The organism is Ramlibacter humi, assembly GCF_004681975.1.
Classification (GTDB): Bacteria; Pseudomonadota; Gammaproteobacteria; order Burkholderiales; family Burkholderiaceae_C; genus Ramlibacter; species Ramlibacter humi.
Genome location: NZ_SMLK01000004.1, coordinates 223373 through 247760 on the forward strand (window position 1 = coordinate 223373; position 24388 = coordinate 247760).

Annotated in this window: 26 protein-coding genes; 14 read left to right on the forward strand and 12 right to left on the reverse strand. The window is 69.1% G+C overall.

What is annotated here, in order from left to right; translation table 11 throughout:
• The 5 genes from EZ216_RS14125 to EZ216_RS14145 are packed head-to-tail and all read left to right on the forward strand — an operon-like array spanning window position 1 to window position 5022.
• Window positions 1–807 carry an alpha/beta fold hydrolase gene (locus tag EZ216_RS14125; protein ID WP_135250420.1) on the forward strand — a complete coding sequence of 269 codons (807 nt, stop codon included), beginning with the start codon at window positions 1–3 and terminating at the stop codon, window positions 805–807.
• A complete protein-coding gene (locus tag EZ216_RS14130) occupies window positions 804–1775 on the forward strand; it encodes a DUF2157 domain-containing protein (protein WP_135250421.1) in 972 nt (323 codons plus the stop codon). Before EZ216_RS14125 ends, EZ216_RS14130 begins: the two co-directional genes overlap by 4 nt.
• Window positions 1772–3382, forward strand: a complete 1611-nt coding sequence (locus EZ216_RS14135) for a GDYXXLXY domain-containing protein (protein ID WP_135250422.1) — start codon at window positions 1772–1774, stop codon at window positions 3380–3382. The genes EZ216_RS14130 and EZ216_RS14135 overlap by 4 nt, the downstream gene beginning before the upstream one ends.
• Window positions 3379–4662: a cytochrome P450 gene (locus EZ216_RS14140; protein ID WP_135250423.1), complete on the forward strand. Its 1284-nt coding sequence runs from the start codon at window positions 3379–3381 to the stop codon at window positions 4660–4662. The genes EZ216_RS14135 and EZ216_RS14140 overlap by 4 nt, the downstream gene beginning before the upstream one ends.
• Before the next feature lie 33 nt (window positions 4663–4695).
• Window positions 4696–5022, forward strand: a complete 327-nt coding sequence (locus tag EZ216_RS14145) for an Mpo1-like protein (protein ID WP_135250424.1) — start codon at window positions 4696–4698, stop codon at window positions 5020–5022.
• Here the strand turns inward: EZ216_RS14145 and EZ216_RS14150 are convergent.
• Window positions 5019–6221, reverse strand: a complete 1203-nt coding sequence (locus EZ216_RS14150) for a YihY family inner membrane protein (protein WP_135250425.1) — start codon at window positions 6219–6221, stop codon at window positions 5019–5021. The genes EZ216_RS14145 and EZ216_RS14150 overlap by 4 nt on opposite strands.
• A gap of 23 nt (window positions 6222–6244) precedes the next feature.
• On the opposite strand from EZ216_RS14150, the gene EZ216_RS14155 reads away from it, so the two are divergent.
• Genes EZ216_RS14155 through xth form a run of 6 tightly spaced genes read left to right on the forward strand, consistent with a single transcriptional unit; the run spans window position 6245 to window position 10777 of the window.
• On the forward strand, window positions 6245–6637 hold the full coding sequence (locus EZ216_RS14155) for a DUF2069 domain-containing protein (RefSeq protein WP_239024387.1): 393 nt from the start codon (window positions 6245–6247) through the stop codon (window positions 6635–6637).
• Window positions 6634–8046 carry an FAD-binding oxidoreductase gene (locus tag EZ216_RS14160; RefSeq protein ID WP_135250427.1) on the forward strand — a complete coding sequence of 471 codons (1413 nt, stop codon included), beginning with the start codon at window positions 6634–6636 and terminating at the stop codon, window positions 8044–8046. Before EZ216_RS14155 ends, EZ216_RS14160 begins: the two co-directional genes overlap by 4 nt.
• A 7-nt stretch (window positions 8047–8053) precedes the next feature.
• Window positions 8054–8863, forward strand: coding sequence for a thymidylate synthase (locus EZ216_RS14165; protein WP_135250428.1), 810 nt, complete (start codon window positions 8054–8056; stop codon window positions 8861–8863).
• Window positions 8864–8867: 4 nt separating this feature from the next.
• A complete protein-coding gene (locus tag EZ216_RS14170; RefSeq protein WP_135250429.1) occupies window positions 8868–9368 on the forward strand; it encodes a dihydrofolate reductase in 501 nt (166 codons plus the stop codon).
• Window position 9369: 1 nt separating this feature from the next.
• A complete protein-coding gene (locus EZ216_RS14175; RefSeq protein WP_135250430.1) occupies window positions 9370–9987 on the forward strand; it encodes a DUF4337 domain-containing protein in 618 nt (205 codons plus the stop codon).
• 13 nt (window positions 9988–10000) lie between these two features.
• Window positions 10001–10777 (forward strand): exodeoxyribonuclease III, encoded by a 777-nt coding sequence (gene xth / locus EZ216_RS14180; protein WP_135250431.1) that lies wholly within the window; start codon window positions 10001–10003, stop codon window positions 10775–10777.
• Window positions 10778–10876: 99 nt separating this feature from the next.
• Here the strand turns inward: xth and ntrC are convergent, their stop codons facing one another.
• The 9 genes from ntrC to EZ216_RS14225 form a co-directional block, all read right to left on the reverse strand.
• Window positions 10877–12352, reverse strand: coding sequence for a nitrogen regulation protein NR(I) (ntrC, locus tag EZ216_RS14185; protein WP_135250555.1), 1476 nt, complete (start codon window positions 12350–12352; stop codon window positions 10877–10879).
• A 40-nt stretch (window positions 12353–12392) separates the two neighbouring features.
• Entirely contained in the window at window positions 12393–13478 is a 1086-nt protein-coding gene (gene glnL / locus EZ216_RS14190) for a nitrogen regulation protein NR(II) (RefSeq protein ID WP_135250432.1), read from the reverse strand.
• A gap of 4 nt (window positions 13479–13482) precedes the next feature.
• Complete coding sequence (locus EZ216_RS14195; RefSeq protein ID WP_135250433.1) at window positions 13483–13998, reverse strand: hypothetical protein; 516 nt, start codon at window positions 13996–13998, stop codon at window positions 13483–13485.
• 251 nt (window positions 13999–14249) lie between these two features.
• Window positions 14250–15668, reverse strand: a complete 1419-nt coding sequence (glnA, locus tag EZ216_RS14200; protein ID WP_135250434.1) for a type I glutamate--ammonia ligase — start codon at window positions 15666–15668, stop codon at window positions 14250–14252.
• Window positions 15669–15876: 208 nt separating this feature from the next.
• The gene (locus EZ216_RS14205; protein ID WP_135250435.1) at window positions 15877–16683 is read right to left on the reverse strand and encodes a competence/damage-inducible protein A; all 807 of its coding nucleotides are present in this window, start codon (window positions 16681–16683) and stop codon (window positions 15877–15879) included.
• Window positions 16667–17515 (reverse strand): EI24 domain-containing protein, encoded by an 849-nt coding sequence (locus tag EZ216_RS14210; RefSeq protein WP_135250436.1) that lies wholly within the window; start codon window positions 17513–17515, stop codon window positions 16667–16669. Before EZ216_RS14210 ends, EZ216_RS14205 begins: the two co-directional genes overlap by 17 nt.
• A gap of 5 nt (window positions 17516–17520) precedes the next feature.
• Window positions 17521–18477 (reverse strand): sterol desaturase family protein, encoded by a 957-nt coding sequence (locus tag EZ216_RS14215; protein WP_135250437.1) that lies wholly within the window; start codon window positions 18475–18477, stop codon window positions 17521–17523.
• Complete coding sequence (locus EZ216_RS14220) at window positions 18474–19295, reverse strand: polysaccharide deacetylase family protein (protein ID WP_135250438.1); 822 nt, start codon at window positions 19293–19295, stop codon at window positions 18474–18476. The genes EZ216_RS14215 and EZ216_RS14220 overlap by 4 nt, the downstream gene beginning before the upstream one ends.
• On the reverse strand, window positions 19261–20208 hold the full coding sequence (locus tag EZ216_RS14225; protein WP_239024396.1) for a YncE family protein: 948 nt from the start codon (window positions 20206–20208) through the stop codon (window positions 19261–19263). The genes EZ216_RS14220 and EZ216_RS14225 overlap by 35 nt, the downstream gene beginning before the upstream one ends.
• 95 nt (window positions 20209–20303) lie before the next feature.
• Between EZ216_RS14225 and EZ216_RS14230 the strand changes: the two genes are divergently transcribed.
• Window positions 20304–21071: an alpha/beta fold hydrolase gene (locus EZ216_RS14230; protein ID WP_135250440.1), complete on the forward strand. Its 768-nt coding sequence runs from the start codon at window positions 20304–20306 to the stop codon at window positions 21069–21071.
• Here the strand turns inward: EZ216_RS14230 and EZ216_RS14235 are convergent.
• Window positions 21068–21781 (reverse strand): pseudouridine synthase, encoded by a 714-nt coding sequence (locus EZ216_RS14235; protein WP_135250441.1) that lies wholly within the window; start codon window positions 21779–21781, stop codon window positions 21068–21070. The two genes, EZ216_RS14230 and EZ216_RS14235, sit on opposite strands and share 4 nt — an antisense overlap.
• A gap of 33 nt (window positions 21782–21814) precedes the next feature.
• Window positions 21815–22006 carry a hypothetical protein gene (locus tag EZ216_RS14240; protein WP_135250442.1) on the reverse strand — a complete coding sequence of 64 codons (192 nt, stop codon included), beginning with the start codon at window positions 22004–22006 and terminating at the stop codon, window positions 21815–21817.
• Window positions 22007–22298: 292 nt separating this feature from the next.
• Between EZ216_RS14240 and EZ216_RS14245 the strand changes: the two genes are divergently transcribed.
• Together EZ216_RS14245 and EZ216_RS14250 are read left to right on the forward strand one after the other, a co-directional pair.
• A complete protein-coding gene (locus EZ216_RS14245) occupies window positions 22299–22712 on the forward strand; it encodes a hypothetical protein (RefSeq protein WP_135250443.1) in 414 nt (137 codons plus the stop codon).
• Window positions 22709–24355 carry a vWA domain-containing protein gene (locus EZ216_RS14250; RefSeq protein WP_167772920.1) on the forward strand — a complete coding sequence of 549 codons (1647 nt, stop codon included), beginning with the start codon at window positions 22709–22711 and terminating at the stop codon, window positions 24353–24355. The genes EZ216_RS14245 and EZ216_RS14250 overlap by 4 nt, the downstream gene beginning before the upstream one ends.
• Window positions 24356–24388: the final 33 nt, after the last annotated feature.

Sequence of the window (24388 nt, forward strand, 5' to 3'; positions counted from 1 at the left end):
ATGGAACTCACCGTCCACGGCCACAAGACCTTCTGCTACACCGGCGGCAAGGCTTTCGATCCCGCCAAGCCCACCGTGGTCTTCATCCACGGCGTGCTGAACGACCACAGCGTGTTCATTTTGCAGACGCGCTACTTCGCGCACCACGGCTGGAACGTGCTGGCGCCCGATCTGCCCGGGCACTGCAAGAGCGAAGGCGATCCCCCGAAGAGCGTGGAGGAAGCGGCGCGCTTCGTCATCGACCTGCTCGACGCGGTCCAGGTGGAGAAGGCCGCGCTGGTCGGCCACAGCTTCGGCTCGCTCACGGCGCTGGAAGCGGCCGCGATGGCGCCGTCGCGCATCTCGCGCGTGGCGTTGCTCGGCACCGCGTCGCCGATGAAGGTGTCGGCCGCGTTGCTGGACGACTCTCTGAACGCGCCGCAGAAGGCCATCGACATGGTCAACGTGTACTCGCACTCCATGCTGGCGCCGCCGCCCTCCGCGCTCGGGCCGGGCACGTGGCTGTACGGCGGATCGAAAGCGCTGATGCGGCGCGTGCTGGCCGGCAACACGAAGGTCAACGTGTTCCACCGCGGCTTCGTCGCCTGCGACAGCTACCAGGGCGGCGAGGCGGCGATGGACAAGGTGCAGTGCCCCGTGCTGTTCGTGCTGGGCCGCAACGATGCGATGACGCCGCCGCGCGCCGCGCAATCGCTACAGGCCAGGGCGCGCGACGGCCGCACGGTGCTGGTCGACGGCGGCCACCAGATGATGACCGAGGCGCCGGAGCAGGTGCTGGCCGCGCTGAAAGACTTCCTGAAGCCATGAGCACGCGGCTACCGATCTACGAACTTGCCGAGCGCTACCGCGTGCCGGCTGCCGGCACGGCCGAACTGGTGCAGGCCGCGGCGCTGGGCCACGAGCCCGGGCAGTTGCAACGCTGGCTGGCGCGAGGTGTCGCGGTGCTGGCGGCGGCGCTGTTCGGGCTGGGCATCATCCTCTGGCTGGCCGCCAACTGGGACACGCTGGGCCGCATGGGCCGCTTCGCGTTGCTGCAAGGCGCGGTGCTGGTGGCTTGTGTCGCGGCAGCACTTCGGCCCGGCCTGCGCGCACCCGCGGGGCTGGCCGCTCTGCTGGCGACGGGAGGGCTGTTCGCGTACTTCGGCCAAACCTACCAGACCGGCGCGGATGCGTGGCAGCTGTTCGCGCTGTGGACCGTGCTGGCCCTGCCGCTCGCTTTCGGCGCGCGCAGCGACGTGGTGTGGGCGCCCTGGGCGCTCGTCGCCACCACCGCTGTCGCGCTGTGGACGTATGCGCACGCCGGCCATCGCTGGCGCGTGGCGCCCGGCGACCTGGGCACGCACGCCACCGCGTGGATCGCGCTGGGCCTCATCGCCGCGGGGCTGAGCCGCAGCGCTTCGCGCTGGACCGGCGCGGGCGTGTGGTCGTTCCGCACGGCGGCCACTTTGGCCGTCGTCGCGCTGGGCGCCAGTGCACTCGGCGGGCTGTTCCATTCCAAGGTGGCGCCCCACTACTGGCTGGGGTTGCTGCTGCTGGCGGGCGCCGGTGCGCTGCTGGCGCAACGCGCCGCGTTCGACGTGTTCGCGCTCAGCGCCGTGGCGCTGGCGCTGGACACGCTCCTGGTGTGCGGCCTGGGGCGAGCCCTGTTCGACGGGCACCACGGCGACTGGTTCGGCCAGTTCCTGCTGCTGGGCCTGGCGGCCGCGGGGCTGCTGGCCGCTTCCGTGCAACTGGTGCTGCGCCTGTCCCGCGCCTATGGGGAGCCCGAAGCATGACCACCGCCGTGGATCGCGCGTTGCGCTTCGGCGTCGAACGCGGACTGCTGCCGCGCGAAGCGGCGGTGCAGCCTTCGGAGGCACGGCCCTGGCCGGTCGTCCTGCTCACCGCGCTGGGCGCCTGGCTGGCGGCGATGCCGCTGCTGTTCGCCTTTGGCGCGCTGTTCGGCCCGTTCATCAGCAAGGGCGTGGGCGCGTACCTCGTCGGCACGCTCGCGCTCGCCGCGGCGGCGATGCTGCTGCGCGCGGACCGCATCCCGGTTTTCGTCGAACAGATCGCGTTCCCCGTCCTGCTGGCGGGCGGCGGCCTGCTCGCGATGGGCCTGTACCGTGACTTGCCGGTGCAGCTGGCCTCGTTCGTGCTGCTCGCCATCAGCCTGGGGCTGGCGCGCCTGCTGCCCAAGCCGTGGCTGCGCGTGCTGCTGGGCGCCACCGCCGGCGGGCTGTTCGTCCTCATGTTCGTCGACAAGGACCTGCTGCGCTTCAACTCGCCGCTGACGCCCGTCTGGGCGGGCCTGTCCGCCGCCCTGCTCGCCTGGGGCGCGGGCCTGTGGCTGCAGGGCCGTGCCGATGCGGACACCGCCGCCACGCTGGAAGCCGCCGGCGCCGGCTGGCTGCTGCAAAGCCTGGCCGGCCTGGCCTGGTGGTCGGGCATGACCTTCCTGGTGGGCGGCACGCTGGGTGGCAGCTTCGCCGGCGAGATCGCCCGCGACGTGGTGCGGCATTTCCGCGGCGGCCTGTGGCCCGCGATGCAGGCCGGCTCGGTGCTGTTCGCGCTGGCCGGCGCCGTGCTGGCCGCGCGCGCCTGGCCGGGGCTGCGCCGGCCCGCGTGGATGGGCGTGGCGCTCGTGCTGGCGGCGCTGTGCTGGTTCCTGCCCGCGCTGGGCGGCACGCTGTTCGCGCTGGCGCTGACCGCGACCAGCGGGCGGCCGCTTCTCGCCGCGGCCGCGGGCGTGGCAGCGGCTTGGATCGTCGGCGCGTTCTACTACCAGCTGCAATGGCCGCTGGCCCAGAAGGCGCTGGTGCTCGCGGGCGCCGGTGCGGTGCTGGCTGCTCTCGCCTGGTCGGTGCGCATCGGCGGCGCCACTGTGCGGACACCGGCGCGCCTTGGGGTACCGGCGGCGCTGGTAGCGGCTTCCGCGGTCATCACTCTGGGCGTCGCCAACTTCGCCATCTGGCAGAAGGAAGACCTGATCGCCAACGGCCGCCGCGTGTATGTCGCGCTGGCGCCGGTCGATCCCCGCTCGCTGATGCAGGGCGACTACATGCAGTTGAACTGGCCCTTGCCGCGCACCGACCGCGAGCCGGACAACCTGGCGACGCTGCGCCGCCCGCAGCTGATCGCGCGCCTGGACGCGCAAGGCATCGCGCAGCCGCTGCGCGTGGTGACGGAAGCGGCGGCGCTGGCGGCGGACGAAATGCGCATCGAGCTCACACCCAGGGGCGGCCGCTGGATGCTGGTGACCGACGCATGGTTCTTCCGCGAAGGCGATGCCGACACCTTCGCCCGCGCGCGCTATGGCGAGTTCCGCGTGCTGCCGGATGGCCGCGCGCTGCTGGTGGGTCTGGCCGACGAGAAGCTGCAGCGGCTGGGGCAAGCGCGATGAACTCCGCCGACATCACGCCGCCGATGTCGCCGCAACGCGCGCGCGAGATCGCTTCTGCGCTCGACCTGCGCGCCTTGCCGCCGGAGTTCTACGCCAATCCCTTCCCCGTGTATGCGGCGCTGCGCGACAGCGAACCGGTGCGCCGCATGCCGGACGGCTCCTTCTTCCTCACCCGCTACGCCGATCTCGTCGCGGTGTACCGCGACGCGCACGCTTTCAGCTCGGACAAGAAAGTGGAGTTCACGCCCAAGTACGGCGAAGGCTCGCCGCTGCTGGCGCACCACACCACCAGCCTGGTGTTCAACGACCCGCCGCTGCACACGCGCGTGCGCAAGCTGATGATGGGCGCGCTCACGCGGCGCGCCATCGCGGAGATGGAACCGGGCCTGGTCACACTGGTGGATGGGCTGCTGGACCGCATCGAGGCGCGCGGCGGCGGCGACCTGGTGGAAGACTTCGCGTCCGCCATCCCCGTGGAGATCATCGGCAACCTCCTGGGCGTGCCGCACGCCGAGCGCGGGCCGCTGCGCGACTGGTCGCTGGCCATCCTGGGCGCGCTGGAACCGAAGCTCACGCCGGACCAGGAAGAGCGCGGCAATCGCAGCGTGACCGAGATGCTGGCGTACCTGAAAGGCCTGGTGGCGCAGCGGCGCCTGCACCCCGGCGACCCCGAGCACGACGTGCTCACGCGGTTGATCCAGGGCGAACAGGGCGGCGAGCAGCTCACCGAACAGGAGCTGCTGCAGAACTGCATCTTCATCCTCAACGCCGGCCACGAGACGACCACCAACCTGATCGGCAACGCGCTGGTGGCGCTGCAGGAATGGCCGGGCCAGCTCGACTGGCTGCTGCGCACCATCGGTCCGCGACCCGATTGGCAGGCGCTGGAGCCCTTGCTGTCCACGGCGGTCGACGAATTCCTGCGCTTCGAATCTTCCAACCAGCTGGGCAACCGGCGCGCGGTGCAGGCGGTCGAAGTCGGCGGCGTGCGCCTGGAGCCGGGCGCGCTGGTCACGCTGTGCATCGGCGCGGCCAACCGCGACCCGGCGCAGTTCGAGCGTCCCGACGATCTGCGCCTGGACCGCGTCAACAACCGGCACCTGGCTTTCGGTTTCGGCATCCACCAGTGCGCCGGGTTGAGCCTGGCGCGGCTGGAAGGCCGGGTGGCCATCGGCCGCTTCCTGGCGCGCTTCCCGCGCTACCGGCTGACCCAGCCGCCGGTGCGCGGCGGGCGGGCGCGCTTCCGCGGCTTCCTGCACGCGCCTTTCGCCGTGGCATAAACTGCGCCGGAAAAGCAGAACCAGGAGACAGGCATGAGCGCTTCCGCCGGCACCGATCCACGCACGCTGAATTCGTTCGCGGAGTTCTACCCCTTCTACCTGAGCGAGCATTCCAACCGCACTTGCCGGCGCCTGCACTTCGTGGGCTGCAGCCTCGGCCTGGTGTGCCTGGCGATGATGTTCGTCACCGGCAGCCTGTGGTGGCTGCCCGCCGGCCTGCTGTGCGGCTACGCCTTCGCGTGGATCGGCCACTTCGGCTTCGAGAAGAACAAGCCGGCCAGCTTCAAGCGCCCGCTCTACAGCTTCATGGGCGACTGGGTCATGTACAAGGACATCTGGACCGGGAAGATCCGGTTCTAGAGCACGTCCTTCAGGTACAGGCGGGTCCAGCCGCCCTCGTCCCACAGCTTCGACGTCGCGCCGCTCCGCTGCAGCAACAGGTGCCGCATCAGCGGCTCCAAAGCCGTCGACTGCGCGTCCGCCAGCAGCACGTAGCGAGTGGCGACGTCGTCGTCCACTTCGTTCAGGCGTCCCACCCAATCCAGCTGCACCAGCGTTTCCAGCACCGGCTCCAGCTGCAACAGGTCGACCTTCAGCGCACCCGAGAGTTCGTCGATGTCACGGCCGCGGCGCGAGGAGCTGGCGGCCAGATTCAGCTGCTGCAGCACCTCCAGCGCCAGTTCGAACTGCCAGCCGTGCGCCGGCGGGCGCCGCCGCACGCCGCTGAGCAGGCTGGGCAGGTAGGCGGCCAGCACGGCGCCCAGCAGCACGATGATCCACACGAGGTAGATCCACACCAGCAGGATCGGCACGGTGGCGAACGTGCCGTAGATGACGGAGTACGTCGGCACCAGCCCCAGGTACCAGGCCAGCACGCGCTTGGCGATCTCGATGCCCAGGCCGCCGAAGATGCCGCCGGCCAGCGCGTGCGTGTTTTTCACCGGTGCGTTGGGCACGAAGCGGTACAGCGCCATCAGCGCGCCCGCGACCAGCGCGAACTCCAGCAAGTCGAGCAGCACCTGCCAGCTGCCCGGGACGCCCTTGAGCAGCACGCGCGACGCGTACACCGCGTACGAAGTGAGCGTGAGGCTTCCGGCCAGCAGCAGCGGCCCCAGCGTCATCACGGCCCAGTACATCAGCACGCGGTGGGCCAGCGGGCGCGGACGGCGCACGCGCCAGATGGCGTTCAGCGTGCGGTCGATGGTGAGCACCAGCGCCAGCGCCGACACCAGCAGCGCCGCCAGACCGGCCACGCCCAGGCGGCTGGCCTTGCCCGCGAATTGAGTGACGTAGCCCAGCACCGAGCGCGCGATGGCGTCTGGCACCAGGCTTTGCACCAGCCAGGTCTGCAGCGCGCCCTGCAGCTTGCCGAACATGGGAAAGGCGGTGAAGACGGCCAGCGTCACCGTCACCAGCGGCACCAGCGCGATGGTGGTGGTGAAGGTGAGGCTGCTGGCGGTGAGGCCGATGCGGTCTTCGCGGAAACGCTGCACCAGCGTGCGTGCTGCGTCGAGCCACGGGAAGCGGGAAAGCTCGGCGAGCGGCAGGGCCCATTTCATCGGCCGCTATGATGCCATCGGCCATGGACACCACCGCTTCCGCCGCGACGCCGGCTTCCCCCGAGCTGCGCCGCATCCGGGCCCTGGCCGTGGGCGGCCTGGTGGCGCTCATCGCGCTGGGACTGGCCTGGGAACTGTGGCTGGCGCCCCTGCGCCCCGGCGGCTCGTTGTGGGCGCTGAAGGTGCTGCCGCTGTGCGTGCCGCTCGCGGGCCTGCTGCGGCACCGCCTGTACACCTACCGCTGGGTGAGCCTGCTGGTGTGGCTGTATTTCACCGAAGGCGTGGTGCGCGGCTGGAGCGACCGCGGCACGTCGCAAGTCCTCGCCCTGCTGGAAGTTGTTCTCTGCCTGCTGCTGTTCACGGCGTGCGCGATGCACGTGCGGCTGCGGCTCGGGCCCCGCAAGAAACGCCCATGACTTCGCTGACCGACCAACTGCGTGCCATCGTGGGCGCGCCTCACGTGCTGACCGAAGGCGACCTCTCCGCGTACGAGCAGGACTGGCGCAAGCGAGTGCACGGCAAGGCGCTGGCCGTGGTGCGGCCCGCCAGCACGCAGGAAGTGGCCGCCGTCGTGCGGGCCTGCGCGGCGGCCGGCACTTCGCTGGTGCCGCAGGGCGGCAACACCGGCATGGTGTGCGGCGGCGTGCCCGACACCAGCGGCCGGCAGGTGGTGCTGAACCTGCAGCGCATGAAAGCCGTGCGCGGCATCGACCGCGACAACATGACGATGACCGTGGAAGCCGGCTGCGTGCTGCAGGCCGTGCAGGAAGCGGCCGATGCCGCCGGCCTGTTCTTCCCGCTCAGCCTGGCGGCCGAAGGCAGCTGCACCATCGGCGGCAACCTGGCCACCAACGCCGGCGGCACGCAGGTCGTGCGCTACGGCAACGCGCGCGAGCTGTGCCTGGGCCTGGAGGTGGTGAACGCCCAGGGCGAGACCTGGGACGGCCTGTCGGGCCTGCGCAAGGACAACACCGGTTACGACCTGCGCGACCTGTTCATCGGCGCGGAAGGCACGCTGGGCGTGATCACCGCCGCCACGCTGAAGCTGTACCCCAAGCCCGCCGCCGCGCTCACGGCGTGGGCGGCCATCGGCTCCATGGCCGACGCGGTGCGGCTGCTGGAGATGGCGCACCTTCACCTGGGCGCGGGCCTCACCGGCTTCGAGGTGATGGGGCAGTTCGCGCTGTCATTGGTGACCAAGCATTTCCCGCAGCAGCGCGTGCCGTTCGCGGCCGAGAGCCCGTGGGGCGTGCTGATCGAGAACAGCGACCACGAATCCGAAGCGCATGCGCGCGCGCAGTTCGAGCAGTTGCTGGAAGCCGCGATGGAAGCGGGCCTGGTGACCGACGCCGTCGTGGCCGAGAACATCGCGCAGGCCCACCAGCTGTGGCACGTGCGCGAGAGCATCCCGCTGGCGCAGGCGCAGGAAGGCCTGAACATCAAGCACGACATCTCGGTGCCGATCTCGCGCATCCCCGCCTTCTGCGACGAAACCGACGCGCTGCTGCGCCGCGAGATCGCCGGCGTGCGGCTGGTGAACTTCGGCCACCTGGGCGACGGCAACCTGCACTACAACGTGCAGGCGCCGGAGGGCGGCGACGCGCCGAAGTTCCTGCGCGAGCAGGAAGCGCGGGTGAACGGCATCGTGCACGACCAGGTGGCGAAGTTCGGCGGCTCGATCTCGGCCGAACACGGCATCGGCTCGCTGAAGGTGGACAAGCTGCCGCACTACAAGTCGCCGGTGGCGCTGTCGATGATGCGGGCGATCAAGGGGGCGCTGGACCCCGAAAACGTCATGAATCCGGGCCGGGTGCTGCACGGATAATCCGCTCATGGATCGCCCCGTCCGCTCCCAGTACGAAGACTTCATGCGCCATGTCTACGAACACGGCACGCCCAAGACCGACCGCACCGGCACCGGCACCCGCAGCGTGTTCGGCTACCAGATGCGGTTCGACCTGAACGAGGGCTTCCCGCTGGTGACCACCAAGAAGGTGCACCTGAAGTCCATCATCCAGGAACTGCTGTGGTTCCTGAAGGGCAGCAGCGACAACAACTGGCTGCGCGAGCGCGGCGTCACCATCTGGGACGAATGGGCGCGCGAGGACGGCGACCTGGGCCCGGTGTACGGCGTGCAGTGGCGCAGCTGGCCCACGCCCGACGGCGGGCACATCGACCAGATCGCCGAGGCCGTCAAGACGATCAAGACCAACCCCGATTCGCGCCGCATCATCGTCAGCGCCTGGAACGTGGCCGACATCCCGAAGATGGCGCTGGCGCCCTGTCATGCGTTCTTCCAGTTCTACGCGGCGGACGGCAAGCTGTCGTGCCAGCTGTACCAGCGCAGCGCCGACATCTTCCTGGGCGTGCCGTTCAACATCGCCAGCTACGCGCTGCTGACGCACATGATGGCGCAGCAATGCGACCTGGGCGTGGGCGACTTCATCTGGACCGGCGGCGACTGCCACATCTACAGCAACCACCACGAGCAGGTGGAACTGCAGCTCTCTCGCGCGCCCTACCCATACCCGGTGCTGAACATCAAGCGCAAGCCCGCGTCGATCTTCGACTACGAGTACGAAGACTTCGAGGTGCTGGACTACCAGTGCCACGGGGCCATCAAGGCGCCGGTGGCGATCTGAGCGCATGCAGCTGGGCCTGATCTACGCCCGCGCCGCCAACGGCGTGATCGGCAAGGACAACAGGATCCCCTGGCGCCTGCCGGAGGACATGGCGCACTTCAAGGCCGTCACCATGGGCTCGCCCGTCATCATGGGCCGCAAGACCTGGGACTCGCTGCCGCCGAAGTTCCGGCCGCTGCCGGGCCGGCGCAACATCGTCGTGACGCGGCAGGCCGATTGGCGGGCCGAAGGCGCGGAGCGGGTTGCCTCGCTGGAAGCCGCCCTGGCACTCTGCGCCGGGGCGGAGAAGGCGTGGGTCATCGGCGGCGGCGAGCTGTACCGGCTGGCCGAGCCGCTGGCGCGGGTGGCCGAGGCCACCGAGATCGAGCAGGCCTTCGAAGGCGACACCTTCGCCCCCACCCTGGGACCGGGCTGGCACGAGCGGGCGCGCGAGCGTCACGTGTCCTCCACCGGCCTGGCTTACGCTTTCGTCACGTACACGAACGACCCGCAAGGAGGGCAATGACATGTCAGGAGCCGGCTTCCACGTCCACGGCCCGCACGACCACGAGCTGGAACACGCCCAGCAGCACGCGGCCGCCGGCCACGGCGACCAGGCGCACCACGGCATCGCGGGCGGCAGCATGACCAACCAGATCGCCATGTTCACGGCGGTCATCGCCACCATCGGCGCGATCTTCGCGTACATGGGCGGCGCCACGCAGGCCAACGCGGGCCTGTACAAGAACAACGCCGCGATCAAGAAGACCGAGGCGTCCAACCAGTGGAACTACTTTCAGAGCAAGAGCACGAAGCAGTCGCTGGCGGAGGTCTCGCGCGACATGTCGCCCGCGGCGGCCGATCGCGAGAAGTACCAGGCCAAGATCGACCGCTACGAAAAGGAAAAGAAGGACATCGAAGCCGAGGCGCGCAAGCTGGAGGCGCAGTCCGCCGAGTGGGACAAGCAGAGCGACGTGCAGATGCACCTGCACCACCGCTGGGCGCAGGCCACCACCGCGCTGCAGGTGTCCATCGCGCTGGCCGCCATCGCGCTGCTCACGAAGAAGAAATGGCTGGAGTGGGGCATGGTGGGCGTTGGCGTGGTCGGCATCGGCGTGGGCGCGCTGGCCCTGCTGCACATCTGAGACGCGCACGCCCGTGAAGATCACCACCTGGAACGTCAACTCGCTCACCGCGCGGCTGCAGCACGTGCTGGACTGGCTCGCGGCCAATCCGGTGGACGTGCTGTGCCTGCAGGAGCTGAAGCTCACCGAAGACAAGTTCCCGCTGATGGAACTGCAGGCCGCGGGCTATGCGCACTGCGCGGTGTTCGGGCAGAAGACGTACAACGGCGTGGCCATCCTCAGCCGCACCGAGCTGCGCGACGTGGTGCGCAACATCACGCACTACCCGGATGAAAGCTCGCGCGTGATCACGGCGACGGTGGACGGGCCGGAAGGTCCCGTGCGCGTGGTCAACGGCTACTTCGTCAACGGCCAGGCGCCGGGCTCGGAAAAGTTCGCCTACAAGATGGCGTGGCTGGGCGGGCTGAACCAGTACGTGGGCGAGGAGCTGAAGGCGCACCCGCGGCTGGTGCTGCTGGGCGACTTCAACATCGCGCCGGAAGACCGCGACTCGTTCGATCCGGTGGGACTGAAAGACACCATCCACCACACGAAGGAAGAGCGCGAGCACTTCCAGGGATTGATCAGGCTGGGGCTGTGCGACAGCTTCCGCCTATTCGAGCAGCCGGAGAAGAGCTTCAGCTGGTGGGACTACCGGATGCTGGGCTACCAGAAGAACCGCGGGCTGCGCATCGACCACGTGCTGGTGAGCGATGCATTGCGGCCTCAGGTGAAGGGCTGCGCGATCGACCGCACGCCGAGGAAGTGGAAGCAGCCCAGCGACCACGCGCCGGTGACTGTCGAGATCTGACGGTGCATGTGTCATGGCGGGCTTGACCCGCCATCCACCTCCCGCGCCTTCATCCACCCGCCCGTGATGGATGCCGGGTCAAGCCCGGCATGACAACGCCTACTCCAGCCCCAGCTCCTGGATCTTGCGCGTGATCGTGTTGCGGCCGATGCCCAGCTTCTGGGCCGCCTCGATGCGGCGGCCGCGCGTGTTGGCCAGCGCGGTGAGGATCAGCCTGGATTCGAAGCGCTTGGTCAGCGCTTCCCACACGTCGTGGCGGCCGGCGGCGAGCAGTTCCATCGCTTCGGCTTCCAGTCCCGACTCCCAGTTGCCCGCGGCGGCCGCAGCGGTGACGGCAGGCATCGGGGACGCCACGGCCGCTTCCGCGGGAGCAGCCTCCGCCGGACGCGTGGCAGGCACGGCCACGGGAATCGCGGCCGCCACTTCCGGCGGCAAGTCTTTCGGCTCGATGGACTGCGCCGGCGCCATCACGGTGAGCCAGTGGCAGACGTTTTCCAGTTGTCGCACGTTGCCGGGAAAGGCGAACGAGGTCAGCCGCGCCAGCGCGGCATCGGAGATGCGCTTGGGCTCCACGCCCAGCTGCTTGGCCGACTGCTGCAGGAAGTGGCGCGCCAGCATGGGGATGTCTTCCCGGCGCTCGCGCAGCGCGGGCAGGCGCAGGCGGATGACGTTCAGGCGGTGGAACAGGTCCTCGCGGAACACGCCTTCCTTCACGCGCTGCTCCAGGTCCTGGTGCGTGGCCGCGATGACGCGCACGTTGGCCTTCACCGCGCTGTGCCCGCCCACGCGGTAGAAGTGCCCGTCGGACAGCACGCGCAGCAGGCGCGTCTGCAGGTCGAACGGCATGTCGCCGATCTCGTCCAGGAACAGCGTGCCGCCTTCGGCCTGCTCGAAGCGGCCGCGGCGCATGGTCTGCGCGCCGGTGAACGCGCCGCGCTCGTGGCCGAACAGCTCGCTCTCCAGCAGGTCCTTGGGGATGGCCGCGGTGTTGATGGCGACGAAAGGCCCGTTGGCGCGCGGCGAGTGCTTGTGCAGCGCGCGCGCCACCAGTTCCTTGCCGGTGCCCGACTCGCCGGTGATCATCACCGTCACGTTGCTTTGCGACAGGCGGCCGATGGCGCGGAACACGTCCTGCATCGCGGGCGCCTGGCCCAGCATCTCGGGCGCGCCGTTCATGCGCTCCTCGGCCACTTCCTCGCGCTGGCTTTCTTCCACCGCGCGGCGGATCAGCTCGATGGCCTTGGGCAGGTCGAAGGGCTTGGGCAGGTACTCGAACGCGCCGCCCTGGAACGCGGACACCGCGCTGTCCAGGTCGGAGAACGCCGTCATGATGATGACGGGCAGGCCCGGGTGCTTTTCCTTGACCTTGTTCAACAGGTCCAGGCCGCTGCCCCCCGGCATGCGGATGTCGCTGACCAGGATCTGCGGTCCCTGGTCGTCGTTGGCGCTGTCCAGCGCGGCGAGCACTTCGCGCGCATTGGTGAAGCTGCGCGTGGGCAGTTCCTCCCGCAACAGCGCCTTCTCCAGCACGAAGCGGATGGATTGGTCATCGTCAACGATCCAGATCGGCTTCATGTGTTCGGCGCTCACGTCAGGTCACTGTTCTCGGTCGGTCTCAGGGCAAGGGGATCAGGATCTTGAAATCCGTCCTCCCCGGGACGCTGTCGCATTCGATCAGCCCATGGTGCTGCTGAACGAAGGTCTGCGCCAGCGTCAGCCCCAGTCCCGACCCGCCTTCCCTGCCCGACACCAGCGGGTAGAAGATGCGGTCCTTGATGGACGGGGGCACTCCCGGCCCGTTGTCGATGACATGCAATTCCAGTGCCAGTCGGTAGCGCTGCTTGCCGAAGGTGACCTGGCGCGCGATGCGGCTGCGGAAAGTGAGCTGCGCTTCGCCCGCGGCGATGCGCTCGGCCAGCGCCTGGCAGGCGTTGTGCGCGATGTTCAGCACCGCCTGGATCAGCTGCTCGCGGTCGCCGCGGAATTCGGGCAGCGAGGTGTCGTAGTCGCGCACCACGCGCAGGCCGCGCGGGAATTCGGCCAGGATCAGCGAACGCACGCGCTCACACACCTCGTGGATGTTGACGTCGCCCACCACGTGCGGCCGGCGGTGCGGCGCCAGCAGGCGGTCCACCAGCGTCTGCAGGCGGTCGGCCTCGTGGATGATGACCCGCGTGTATTCCTTCAGGTCGCGGCCGATCTCCATCTCCAGCAGCTGCGCCGCGCCGCGGATGCCGCCCAGCGGGTTCTTGATCTCGTGCGCCAGGTTGCGGATCAATTCCTTGTTCGCCTGCGCCTGGTCGATGAGGCGCTCCTCGCGCTCCTGCCGGGCCTGCTGCTCCAGCGGCAGCAGTTCCACCACGATCTGGTCGGGCCGGTCGGTCTGCGCCACCACCACGTGCACCTGCGTGGCGTCGGCGCCGTGGCGCGTGAGCCAGGCGTCGTAGCGCAGCGCGGCGAACTCGTTGCTGCCCGCGCCTTCGATGGCGGTGCGCAGCGGCGCGGGCTCGGTGAAGAACTGGGGGAAGTTGGAGCCTTCGATGGCGCGCCGCGAGGTGCCCAGGGCATCTTCCAGCGCGGCGTTGGCGAACAGCACCGTGCCGTCGGGCGAGACGACGGCGACGAGCGTGGCGAGGAGATCGAAGGCCTGGAAGCGGGCCTGGGCCGGGGTCGGCGGCGCCGGAGCGGCGGTGGGGCTCAAGCCTTCACTTGGAGGCGGAGGCCTGCCCCGACAGGCGGGCCAGCTCGCGCTTGATGCCGGCGATGTCGCTGTCGTTGCGGGCGATGGCGGCCTTCATTTCGGCCACGCGGTCCAGGTACTTCTGGTGGTTGCGGTGCTCGGGGCCCAGCTTCTCGGGCTCGCCGTTGTTCCAGTCCTTGGCCAGCTCGGCCTGGCGCGCTTCGGCCTTCTTCAGCTCGGCTTCCAGGATCAGGCGGGCGTCGGAGTCGCGAGCCTTCTGCTCGGCCGATTCCACCTTCTGGGGGCCGCCCGCGGGCGCTTCCCTGGGTGCGGCGGCGACCTTCACGGCGTTGGCGCCATTGACCTTGGTGCCTTCGACCACGGTGACGTTGCCGCCTTCCACCAGCTTGCAGCCTTGCAGCTCCGCCTGCTTGGCGTCGTTGGTGTAGGTGTTGCCGCAGCGGAAGATGCGCGCGCCGCCCTGCGCGTGCGCGCAGAACGCGGCAGCCAGTGCGATGGTGAGGGTGAGGGCGGACTTCATTGGGGGAGCTCCTTGCACGGTGCCCGTGCTCAGGACGGCCTGCCAGTATGTCAAAGCTGATCAGGAATGCAAGGCAAGCTCCTGATTTGCAAGGCAAAAAGGCCAAAAAGCACCGTCCCGGCAACGCCTGCTGATGGGCTGCCGTGCGGAAAGCCACAGGCGTGTGCGGCGCGCCGTCAACGAAAAAGCACCGCCGTGGCGGTGCTTTGCGTGAATCGGGCTGTATCGAAATACAGCCCCCATCGGCCTGCTCAGAGGCTGTAGTACATGTCGTACTCGACCGGGTGCACGGCCATGCGGAAGCGGGTGACTTCCGTCATCTTCAGCTCGATATAGGCGTCGAGCATGCTGTCGGTGAACACGCCACCCTTGGTCAGGAACGCGCGGTCCTTGTCCAGGTACTCCAGCGCCTGGTCCAGGCTGTGGCAGACGGTCGGGATCTTCGCGTCTTCCTCCGGCGGCAGGTGGTACAGGTCCTTGGTGGCGGCTTCGCCCGGGTGGATCTTGTTTTCCACGCCGTCCAGGCCGGCCATCATCAGGGCCGAGAAGGCCAGGTACGGGTTGGCCAGGGGATCGGGGAAGCGCGCTTCGATGCGGCGGCCCTTCGGGTTGGCCACGAACGGGATGCGGATGGAAGCCGAGCGGTTCTTGGCCGAGTAGGCCAGCTTCACCGGCGCCTCGAAGCCGGGCACCAGGCGCTTGTAGCTGTTGGTGCCGGGGTTGGTGATGGCGTTCAGCGCGCGGGCGTGCTTGATGATGCCGCCGATGTAGTACAGCGCGTAGTCCGACAGGCCCGCGTAGCCGTCGCCGGCGAACAGGTTCTTGCCGTCCTTCCAGATCGACTGGTGCACGTGCATGCCGGAGCCGTTGTCGCCGACCAGCGGCTTGGGCATGAAGGTGGCGGTCTTGCCGTACGCGTTGGCCACGTTGTGCACCACGTACTTGAGCAGCAGGGTCCAGTCGGCGCGCTGCACCAGCGTGCTGAACTTGGTGCCGATCTCGTTCTGGCCGGCGCCGGCCACTTCGTGGTGGAACACCTCGACCGGGATGCCCAGCGATTCGAGGATGAGGGACATCTCGGCGCGCATGTCCTGCGTGCTGTCGACCGGGGGAACGGGGAAGTAGCCGCCCTTGACCGTGGGACGGTGGCCCTTGTTGCCGCCTTCGATCTGCTTGCCGGTGTTCCAGGGCGCTTCGTACTCGTCGATCTTGAAGAACGAGCCGGACATGTCGTTGCCCCAGCGCACGTCGTCGAAGATGAAGAACTCGGGTTCCGGGCCGAAGTAGGCGGTGTCGCCCAGGCCGGAAGCCTTCAGGTACGCCTCGGCGCGGCGCGCGATGGAGCGCGGGTCGCGGTCATAGGCCTTGCCGTCGGTCGGGTCGAGCACGTCGCACGACAGGAACAGCGTGGTCTCTTCGAAGAACGGGTCGATGTTGGCCGTGTTCGGGTCCGGCATCAGCAGCATGTCGGACGCCTCGATGCCCTTCCAGCCGGCGATCGAGGAACCGTCGAAGGCGTGGCCCGAGGTGAACTTGTCTTCGTCGAAGTGGGAGATGGGCACGGACACGTGCTGTTCCTTGCCTCGGGTGTCGGTGAAGCGGAAGTCGACGAACTTGACTTCGTTCTCCTTCACCATCTTCATCACGTCTGCGACGGTCTTGGCTGCCATCAGGTTTTCTCCGGTTGGATGGTTGTTGCGAAATGGACGGGCTGCGGGATGCAGGTTCTGTGCCAAAGCTGGTGCATGGCTCCCGGCGCAAAGCCGGGCGATTGTCGGTCATGCGGGGTCGCGTTTCCCTACGGAACGGTGACGCGGGCCGATGAGCAATGCACCTTCATGGTGCAAAACCACGAGGTGCCAACTTGGTGCGTGGATGCTAGCGCACCAATTCGGGGCCGAGCTTGGCGCCCAAGGCTTTCAGGCCGGCCACCAGCTGCTCGTAAGCCGGCCCCACCGGGGCGGGTTCGCCCTTCACGCCCAGGTCGATGTGGCGGCCGTATTCCGGGTGGTCCACGCTGGGCAGGCTGAACACCCTCACCCCGGGGTGGTCGCGCTCCACCTCTTCCATCAACGGCGTCAGCGTGGCCTCCATCGAACCGAACACGATGACCGACCGCTCCACGTAGGCACCGCGGCGGAACAGGTGCTGGTAGCGCGTGTCCAGCACCCATTCGATCATCGGCCAGGCCATGACCGGGAAGCCGGGCACGAAGTGCACGTCGCGCACCGAGAAGCCGGGGATCTTGTTGTACGGGTTGGGGATGAGGACCGCGCCTTCCGGGAACACGCCCATGTTCAGGCGGTGGATGTTGTCGGGCCGGTCGGGCTCGTACGGCACGCCCTGCTCGCGCGCCACGTCCTGCATGCGCTCGCGGATCAGCATCTCGGCTTGCGGATGCAGTTTCAGCTTGGCCCCCAGCGCCGCCGCCGCGCACTGCCGCGTGTGGTCGTCGGGCGTGGCGCCGATGCCGCCGCAGGAGAACACGAGCGCGCCGGAGTCGAAGGCGCGCTTCAGCGTGGCGGTGATGCGCGCGGGCGAATCGCCCACGTAATCGGCCCAGGCCAGTTGCAGGCCGCGGGCGTTGAGCAGTTCGATGACCTTGGGAAGGTGCTTGTCGGCGCGCTTGCCCGAGAGGATCTCGTCGCCGACGATGACGAGGCCGATTTCAGCGGGAGTGGTCATCCCGCGATGCTACCGGCACCATCGCTTCCGCCTCGATCGGCTGCTGCCGCAGCAAGGCCAGCGCCGCCAGCGCGTAGTGCGCGAACCAGAGGGAGGAGAACGCGAACACGACGGTGTAGATCCAGATCGCCACCGGCACCAGGATGACGAACGCGGCGGCGAACAGTGCGCCCGAGGCCCACACGATGCTGGGCGCCGCGCCCAGGTAGCCGGTGAGCACGCCGATACCCAGCAGCGGCCAGCGGTGCCGCTTGAGGATGAGGCGCCGTTCTTCCTTGCTGGCATGCTCGGCCAGCGCGTCGAAAGCCATCACGCGGTAGGTGAGCCAGCCCCAGATCAGCGGCGGCAGCACCAGGATCAAGGGCGGGATCAGCCACAGCGGCAGCGAGATCACCAGCGCGATGAGAGCGAGCAACGAAGAGCCGATGGACCAGGCGATACTGGCCAGCACGCTGCCGCCGCGCTTTTTCTCCAGCGCCGGGAAGCGGCGCTCGCCGACCAGGTGCACCAGCGCCGGCGCCATCAGCACCGCCACCGCGACGATGGAGCCGACCACGATGACCGGCGTGGCCAGGAAGATGACGATCAGCGGCGCCATCACCGTGCGCAGCCCGCCGAAGCCCAGGGACACCAGCCAGCCGCCGACGCGCGAGATCAGCTCGTACGATTCCAGCCAGCGGAACACCGCGTCCACCGCGCCATCCCACCACAGCCAGCCCGCGCCCAGCGCGATGGCCACCATCACGATGAGCGGCAGGAACGACAGCGCGATGACGCGCGGATGCAGGCAGTAAGCCGCCGCGCGCCAGAAGGAATCGAGCAGCAGCCCCACGGCTTTCAGCCCCGCCCCAGCATGCGCTTGAAGCCCAGCCACTGCTGCGACCAGAAGCCGCGGCCGTAGTCGCGGTTCTTTTCCACCTGGTCGCGGATGCCGGTGGGCTCGTAGCGGTGCTCGAAGTTGGCGGTGCCGAACAGCACGTCCCACCACGGCAGCAGCACGCCGAAGTTGTGGCCGCCCAGCGAGCCGCGGCCGCGCTTCTCGTGCCCCAGGCCGACGGCGTGGTGCAGCCGGTGGAAGCGCGGGCTGACCCAGAGCCTTTCGCCGAAACGGCCGAACCACAACCGCAGGTTGGCGTGCTGCAGGCTTTCCGACAGCTGCGTGATGGCGACGATGGCGACGAACTGGCCCGGCTGCACGCCTACGAGCTGCGCGAGGATGACCAGCAGGCTGTCGCGCAGCACGTCGTCCAGCAGGTGGTTGCGATTGTCGCTCCACATCGTCATCTGCCGCTGCGAGTGGTGCAGCGAATGCAGGCCCCACCACCAGCGCAGGCCGTGCTGGCCGCGGTGGATCCAGTAGTCGGCGAAGTCGAACACGACCAGGTACAGCGCGAAGCTGACGATCGGCAGGTCGGTGATGCCGGGCCACAGGGCGTCGAGCTGGAAGGCGCCGATGCCCTGCAGGTGCAGCCAGCCGAAACCTTCGTCGAACAGCGGTTGCACGGTGAAGAACAGCACGACGCGGAAGAGGCCCAGGCGGTGGATCAGCGTATACAGCACGTCGGTGCGCACCGCCGTGCGGTCGGTGACCTTCTCCACCGGGCGCCAGCGCTGCAGCGGGCCGATGACCAGCAGCATGACGGCGATCTGCAGCAGGCCGACCAGCAGCCAGCCGGTGGCCGCGTAGCCGTCTTCCAGCAGGCTGGCCAGCCCGAGCGCGAACATCGCCGGCTGCACCACCGCTTCGAACAACCATTGCTGCGCGGCGCCGAACGCCGCTTCCAACCCGTTCATTTCCTTCGCTCTTCCTTTTGCGCTATCCAGCCCGCGTACTGCGGATGCTCGCGCAGCGTGCGGAAACAGAAGCCCCGCTCCTTCAAGCCCTTGACCAGCGGTTCCAGCACCGCCGGCGCCCACGGGTCCTGCCGCGACCAGATGCCCAAGTGCGCCAGCAGGATGTCACCCGGGCGGATGTCGCGCAACGCGCGCGCCAGCAGCTGGTCATTGGACACTTTTTCGCTGGGAAGTTCATCGCCCAGGAAACCGGCGGGCGCCCAGCCCACGTGCTGCCAGCCGCAGGCGCGCGTGGCGGCCAGGAATTTCGGCGACGTCTTGCCGCCGGGCGCGCGGAACAGCGGCAGCGGTTCGCGGCCGGTGACTTCGCGCAGGCGCGTGGCCGCGCGCTGGATCTCCTCGCAGTACTGCGCCGCGGTCCAGACCTGGTCGCGGCCTTCCTGCGGCCCCGAGGAGGGGCGCACGCGGAAGCGCCCGTCGGGCAGGTCGGCGCGCCAATAGACGTGGTCGTACGTGTGCGAAGCAAACTCGTGGCCTTCGGCGGCGCGCGCCTTCCACCAGGGCGCCCAGTGCTGGCCGAGGCTGCCGTCGCCCTCCTTCGTCTTTTCCTGCGCGGCGAAGAAGGTGACGCGGATGTTCTCGCGCTTGAGGACGTCGGCCACCAGCGGGGCGACGCCCATGTGGCCCGTGTCGAACGTCAGGTAGACCGGCTTGCCGCAGTCCTGCGCGAACAGCGCGGGGGCCGCCAGCGCGAGCAGGCCCGCGGCGGCGGCGCGGCGCAGTTCAGCGCGGCGCGTGGTCCAGGGTCCAGACGCCATGGGGAGACTTGCCCACGTTGACCTGGCGCACGACCTTGCGCGTCTCGGTGTCGATCACCGTGAGCTTGCGCGCCCAGCGCGAGGTGACCATCAGCATCTTGCCGCCTTCGAGCACCTCGATGCAGTCGGGACCGCCCGGCGCCGGATAGCTGGCCACCACGTCCAGCGTGTTCAGGTCGATCTTGCTGATGGTGTTGGCCACGCGGTTGCTGATGTACACGTGGCGCTTGTCGCCGGCCGCGCGGAACGCATGCGCGCCCGCGCCGGTCTTGATGCGGCGCACGCTGCGCGGCTGCGCGCCGGAGACGTCGAACACCTCGATGCCGTCGCCGCCGGTCAGGCCGACGATCAGCGTGCGGTCGTCGGGCGTCCCGTACACGTCGGCCGGCATCGGACCGGTCTTCACGCGCCAGCGCACCTGCTGCGACGCCAGGTCCACCGCCACCAGTTCGTCGCTGTCCTGCATGGACACGTACGCCGTGGTGCTGCGGCTGTCGATCCAGATGTGGCTGGGCGTGCGCGACGTCGCCACGCGGCCGGCCAGCTGCAGGTTGCTGCCGTCCCAGCGGTAGACGTCGACGTGGTTCAGGCGGTTGCCGGCCGTGACGAACCACTTCATGTCCGGCGAGAAGCGCAGCTGGTAGGGGTCGAGGATGCCGCGCACGACGCGCTGCACCTCGGCGGTCTTCGGGTCGATGAAAGTGAGCGAGTCGCCCAGCGAGTTCGCGACGATGAGCGACTTCTCGTCCGGCGTGAGGTACAGGTGGTGCGGCTCCTTGCCCGTGGGCAGGCGGCGCACTTCCGACCAGTTGGCCGGGTCGATGATGCTGACGTTCGCGTCGAGCGAATTCAGCACGAAGATCGGGCGGTTCTGGGCCGCGGCGCCCTGGGCGGCGCACCAGGCGGCCAGCACGAGGGCGAGGGAACGCAAGAGACGGATCACGAGGGCTTTCGGGACAACTCGCAAGTGTAGTCTGCAGGTGCGCGCGCTCCCGTAACATCCCTCGCATGGAACTGATGGAAATCAACGGGGTGCGCCTGGAAGTGCAACGCATCCCGGCACCCGCCGGAGGACTGGCGCCGGTGGTGTTCCTGCACGAAGGCCTGGGCTCGGTGTCGATGTGGCGCGACTGGCCCGCGCAGTTGTGCACGGCCACGGGCCGCGCGGGCATCGTGTACTCGCGCCGCGGCTACGGCCGATCCGACCCCGTGCCCGACGTGCGTGGTGCAGGACGGTTACAGCCCGGCTACATGCATCGCGAGGCGTGGGAGGTCCTGCCCGCGCTGTTGAAGGCGCTGGACCTGCAGGCGCCGGTGCTGGTGGGCCATTCGGACGGCGGCAGCATCGCGCTGCTGCATGCCAGCCGGCACCCGCTTGCGGCCTGCGTGGTGATGGCGCCGCACGTCATCGTGGAAGACGTGTCGGTGGATTCCATCGCACAGGCCCGCGACGCGTACGGCACGGGCTTGCGCGAGCGGCTGGCGAAGTTCCACGCCGACGTCGACGTGGCGTTCTGGCAGTGGAACGACGCGTGGCTGAACCCGGCGTTCCGCGACTTCGACATCCGGCCCGAGTGCCGCAGGATCACCGCGCCGGTGCTGGCGATCCAGGGCGTGGACGACGCGTACGGCACCTTGCGGCAGATCGAGGAGATCGCGCCGACCAACGGGCCCTTCGAGATGCAAGTGCTGGAGCGCTGCGGGCACTCACCTCACCGCGACCAGCCGGAAGCGGTGACGCAGCGCATCGCGCAGTTCCTGCGCGGAAACCCCTAAGCGCGCAGCAGCGCCAACTCAGCCGTATCCAGCCACCGCCACTGGCCAGGCGCCATGTCGGCCGGCAGTTCGAGCCCGCCGATGCGCGAGCGGTGCAGCCCTTCCACGCGATTGCCCACCGCGGCCACCATGCGCTTGACCTGGTGGTACTTGCCTTCGGTCAGCGTCAGGCGCAGGAGCTGCTCGCCCGCCGCTTCGCAGGCGGAAGCGCGCACCGGCTTGGGGTCGTCGTCCAGCACCACGCCGGCGAGCAGGCGCTCGACCTGGCGCGCGTCGATCGGGTGCTTGGTCACCGCCTCGTAGACCTTGGGCACGTGGTGCCTGGGCGAGCTCATACGGTGGATGAACGTGCCGTCGTCGCTGAGCAGCAGCAGGCCGGTGGTGTCCTGGTCCAGGCGGCCGATGGCCTGCACGCCCGGCGGTCCGGGGCGCTGGCGCACGGGCCCGGGCAGCAGCGTGTAGATGCTTGGCCAGGCCGACGGCTTCTGCGAACACTCGTAGCCCGCCGGCTTGTGCAGCATCAGGTACGCCTTGGCGTGGAACGGCCACTCGCGGCCCTGCACCGAGAAGCGCAGGCCTTCGGGGTCCACTTCCTCCAGCGGGTCGGTGCGCACGTTGCCGGCGATCTCGACCAGCCCTTGCTGGATGAGGCCCGCGCAGATGCGGCGGGTGCCGAACCCCTGGCTGAAAAGGATCTGCTGCAGTTGCATCGGGCGCGCAGTATGCGCTACCCGGCGGGACGGTCAGCCTTTGGGGTGCTGGCGCGCGCGTTCGCCGCGCGGTGCTTCCTGGCGCAGGTGGAATTTCCGGGCTTTCGGCTGGCTGCCGCGCTGCAGCCGGCGCTCGTCGGCGTCATCGTCTTCGGAGACGGGAAAGAAGGCGGCGTACTTCTCGCGGCGGGGGCCGCCGAGTTCCTTCAACGGGGACTGGTGCATGGAGGTGCGTCCTTGGCGGGTCGGGAACAAGTGGGCCGCAGCCTAGGAGCGGCGCCTGCCGTCGGGTGTAGGACTTGGCCGCATGCGTGTAGGACGCGTGCCGTGCGCCAGAAGCAGAAGAAGAAGAGCCGCCGGCCCGTGAGGGCACGGCGGCTCGGCCGCGATGGATGGTGCCGGCGCCGCACCAATGTCCGGCGAAACTGTCTCCGTGAGCAGTCTCTGCCTATCTGCTTCTCCGGTCGCTGCGGATACTTCGCCGCAACCGGCGCGAAGCGCCGGCAGGAGCACGCCAATGAGTGCGCAAATTCACACCGGATTGCAGGTCCTCGCCCAACGGATTCTTCTGGCCCATCGCAAGGCTGTCCTGATGGCCCAGTGGGAGGAGAACATCCGCAATACCGGCATCTGCACCTTCCAGTTGCCGAACGGCATCATCCTCTCCATCGTGGGCGACCCCGGTCCGCAGCTGGAAACGTACCTGATCATGAGGATCGGCGGCGGCCCCGACGGCGCCTTGCCGTTCGAGGATTCGTTTCAGCGGGGCGTCGGCCTTTGCGGTGACCTGAAGCCCAGCGCGGCGCTGAGCATCGTTGCCCAGTTCGCGGCGATCCCGGCGACGCCGCAGGCGCCTGCGGCATGGGCGGACGCTGCCGCTGCCAACGTGGCCGCCCGGCCGTTCGCATCTTCCATCGGGCGGGCCAGATGACCGCCGCCCTCACGCCTCGCTTCGCACTGGTCTTCCTGCAGGCCGTGGCCCCGCTGGGCCTGTACGGCGCCTCCTGGGCCCAGCCGGCCCTCCAGGCGCCAGCCGGCACGAAGGCGGGGTCCGAAGTGGAAGTGAAATTGACGGGCCCCGCCCAGCCCCGGGATTTTCTTGCCATCGTGGCCAAAGGCAGCCGCGAAGGTTTCTATGACGCTTACAAGCACGCCGGCGAAGGCGGTTCGATCCGCCTGACAGCGCCCGCCCGGGCCGGCGCCTACGAGATCCGCCTCATGGGTGCCCGGCCGCCCTATCCGACGCTGGCGCGCGCGTCCTTGCAGGTGGAAGGCGCCGAGGCCAGCCTCGAGGCACCGGCGCGGGTGCAGGCCGGCAAGAGCCTGCGCGTGGAATGGAAAGGGCCCGGCAACGCACGCGACTTCGTCACCGTCGTGAAGGCCGGCTCCCCGCAGGGTCGTTACGGCCCGTTCGTCTACGTGAAGACGGGGGCACTCGAGCTGCGGGCGCCGGACGAGCAGGGCGACTACGAGGTGAGGTACCTTGCCGGCCAGTCCTATGCCACGCTGGCCTCCGCGCGCCTGCATGTGGACCCCGTCGACGCATCGCTGTCGGCCCCAGCCGAAGTCGAGAGCGGCAACCCCTTGCAGGTGCAGTGGCAGGGCCCGAACAACGCGGGCGACTACGTCACCGTGGTTCCGAAGACCGCGCACGAGGGAGCCTCAGGCAACTTCGCCTACACCGCGCGCGGCAACCCGGCACGCCTGGCCGCTCCCCTGGACGCGGGCGACTACGAGCTGCGCTACAGCACCGGCCAGTCCCACGCAACGCTGGCGCGCGCGCCGCTGAAGGTGTCGCCGGGGCGTCAGCCGCCCGGTTTCCTGAAGGTCGACGCCGCCACGCTGGCGGCCGATGGCGCGGTGGAGATCATCCTCGACGCCTCGGGCAGCATGCTGCAGCGCATGGGCTCAAAGCGTCGCATCGACTGGGCGCGGGAAACACTCAGGAAGCTGACGTCGACGACCCTTCCCCGCGGCATACCCTTTGCCTTGCGCATCTACGGGCGAGAAACCGATTCGTGCCAGACCGACCTCGAGATGCCGCTGGGTCCACTCGACCCCGCGGCCGTCGCGGCGAAGATGACGGCGCTCCAGGTCAGGAACCTGGCACGAACGCCCATCGGCGCCTCGCTCGAAAAGGCCGCTGACGACCTCGCCGCGGCGAAGGGTCCGCGGCTCATCGTCCTGCTCACGGACGGCGAAGAAACCTGCGGCGGCGACGCCGCCGCCGCCATCGCGCGGCTGAAGAAAGCCACTCCCTCCACTCGCGTGAACATCGTCGGATTCGCCATCGACGACCGGCGCCTGCAGGCCACGCTGCGCCACTGGGCCCAGCTCGCGGACGGCAGCTACCACGACGCCGGCGACGCGGCCGGGCTTGCCCGCGCGATGGAAGCGGCCATGCGCACGGGATTCGAAGTCACCACGCCCGACGGGCAACGCGTCGGCGAGGGAATGACAGGCGGTGAAGCGCTTCGCCTGGCGCCCGGTGACTACCAGGTTCGCATGCAAGGCCGCCAGGAATTCCGGTCCGTCACGGTCAAGGCCGGGCAGACCACGGGCGTCAAGCTCTGACGGCGGTGGGCGCGCCAGCGCTCGCCCTGCGCG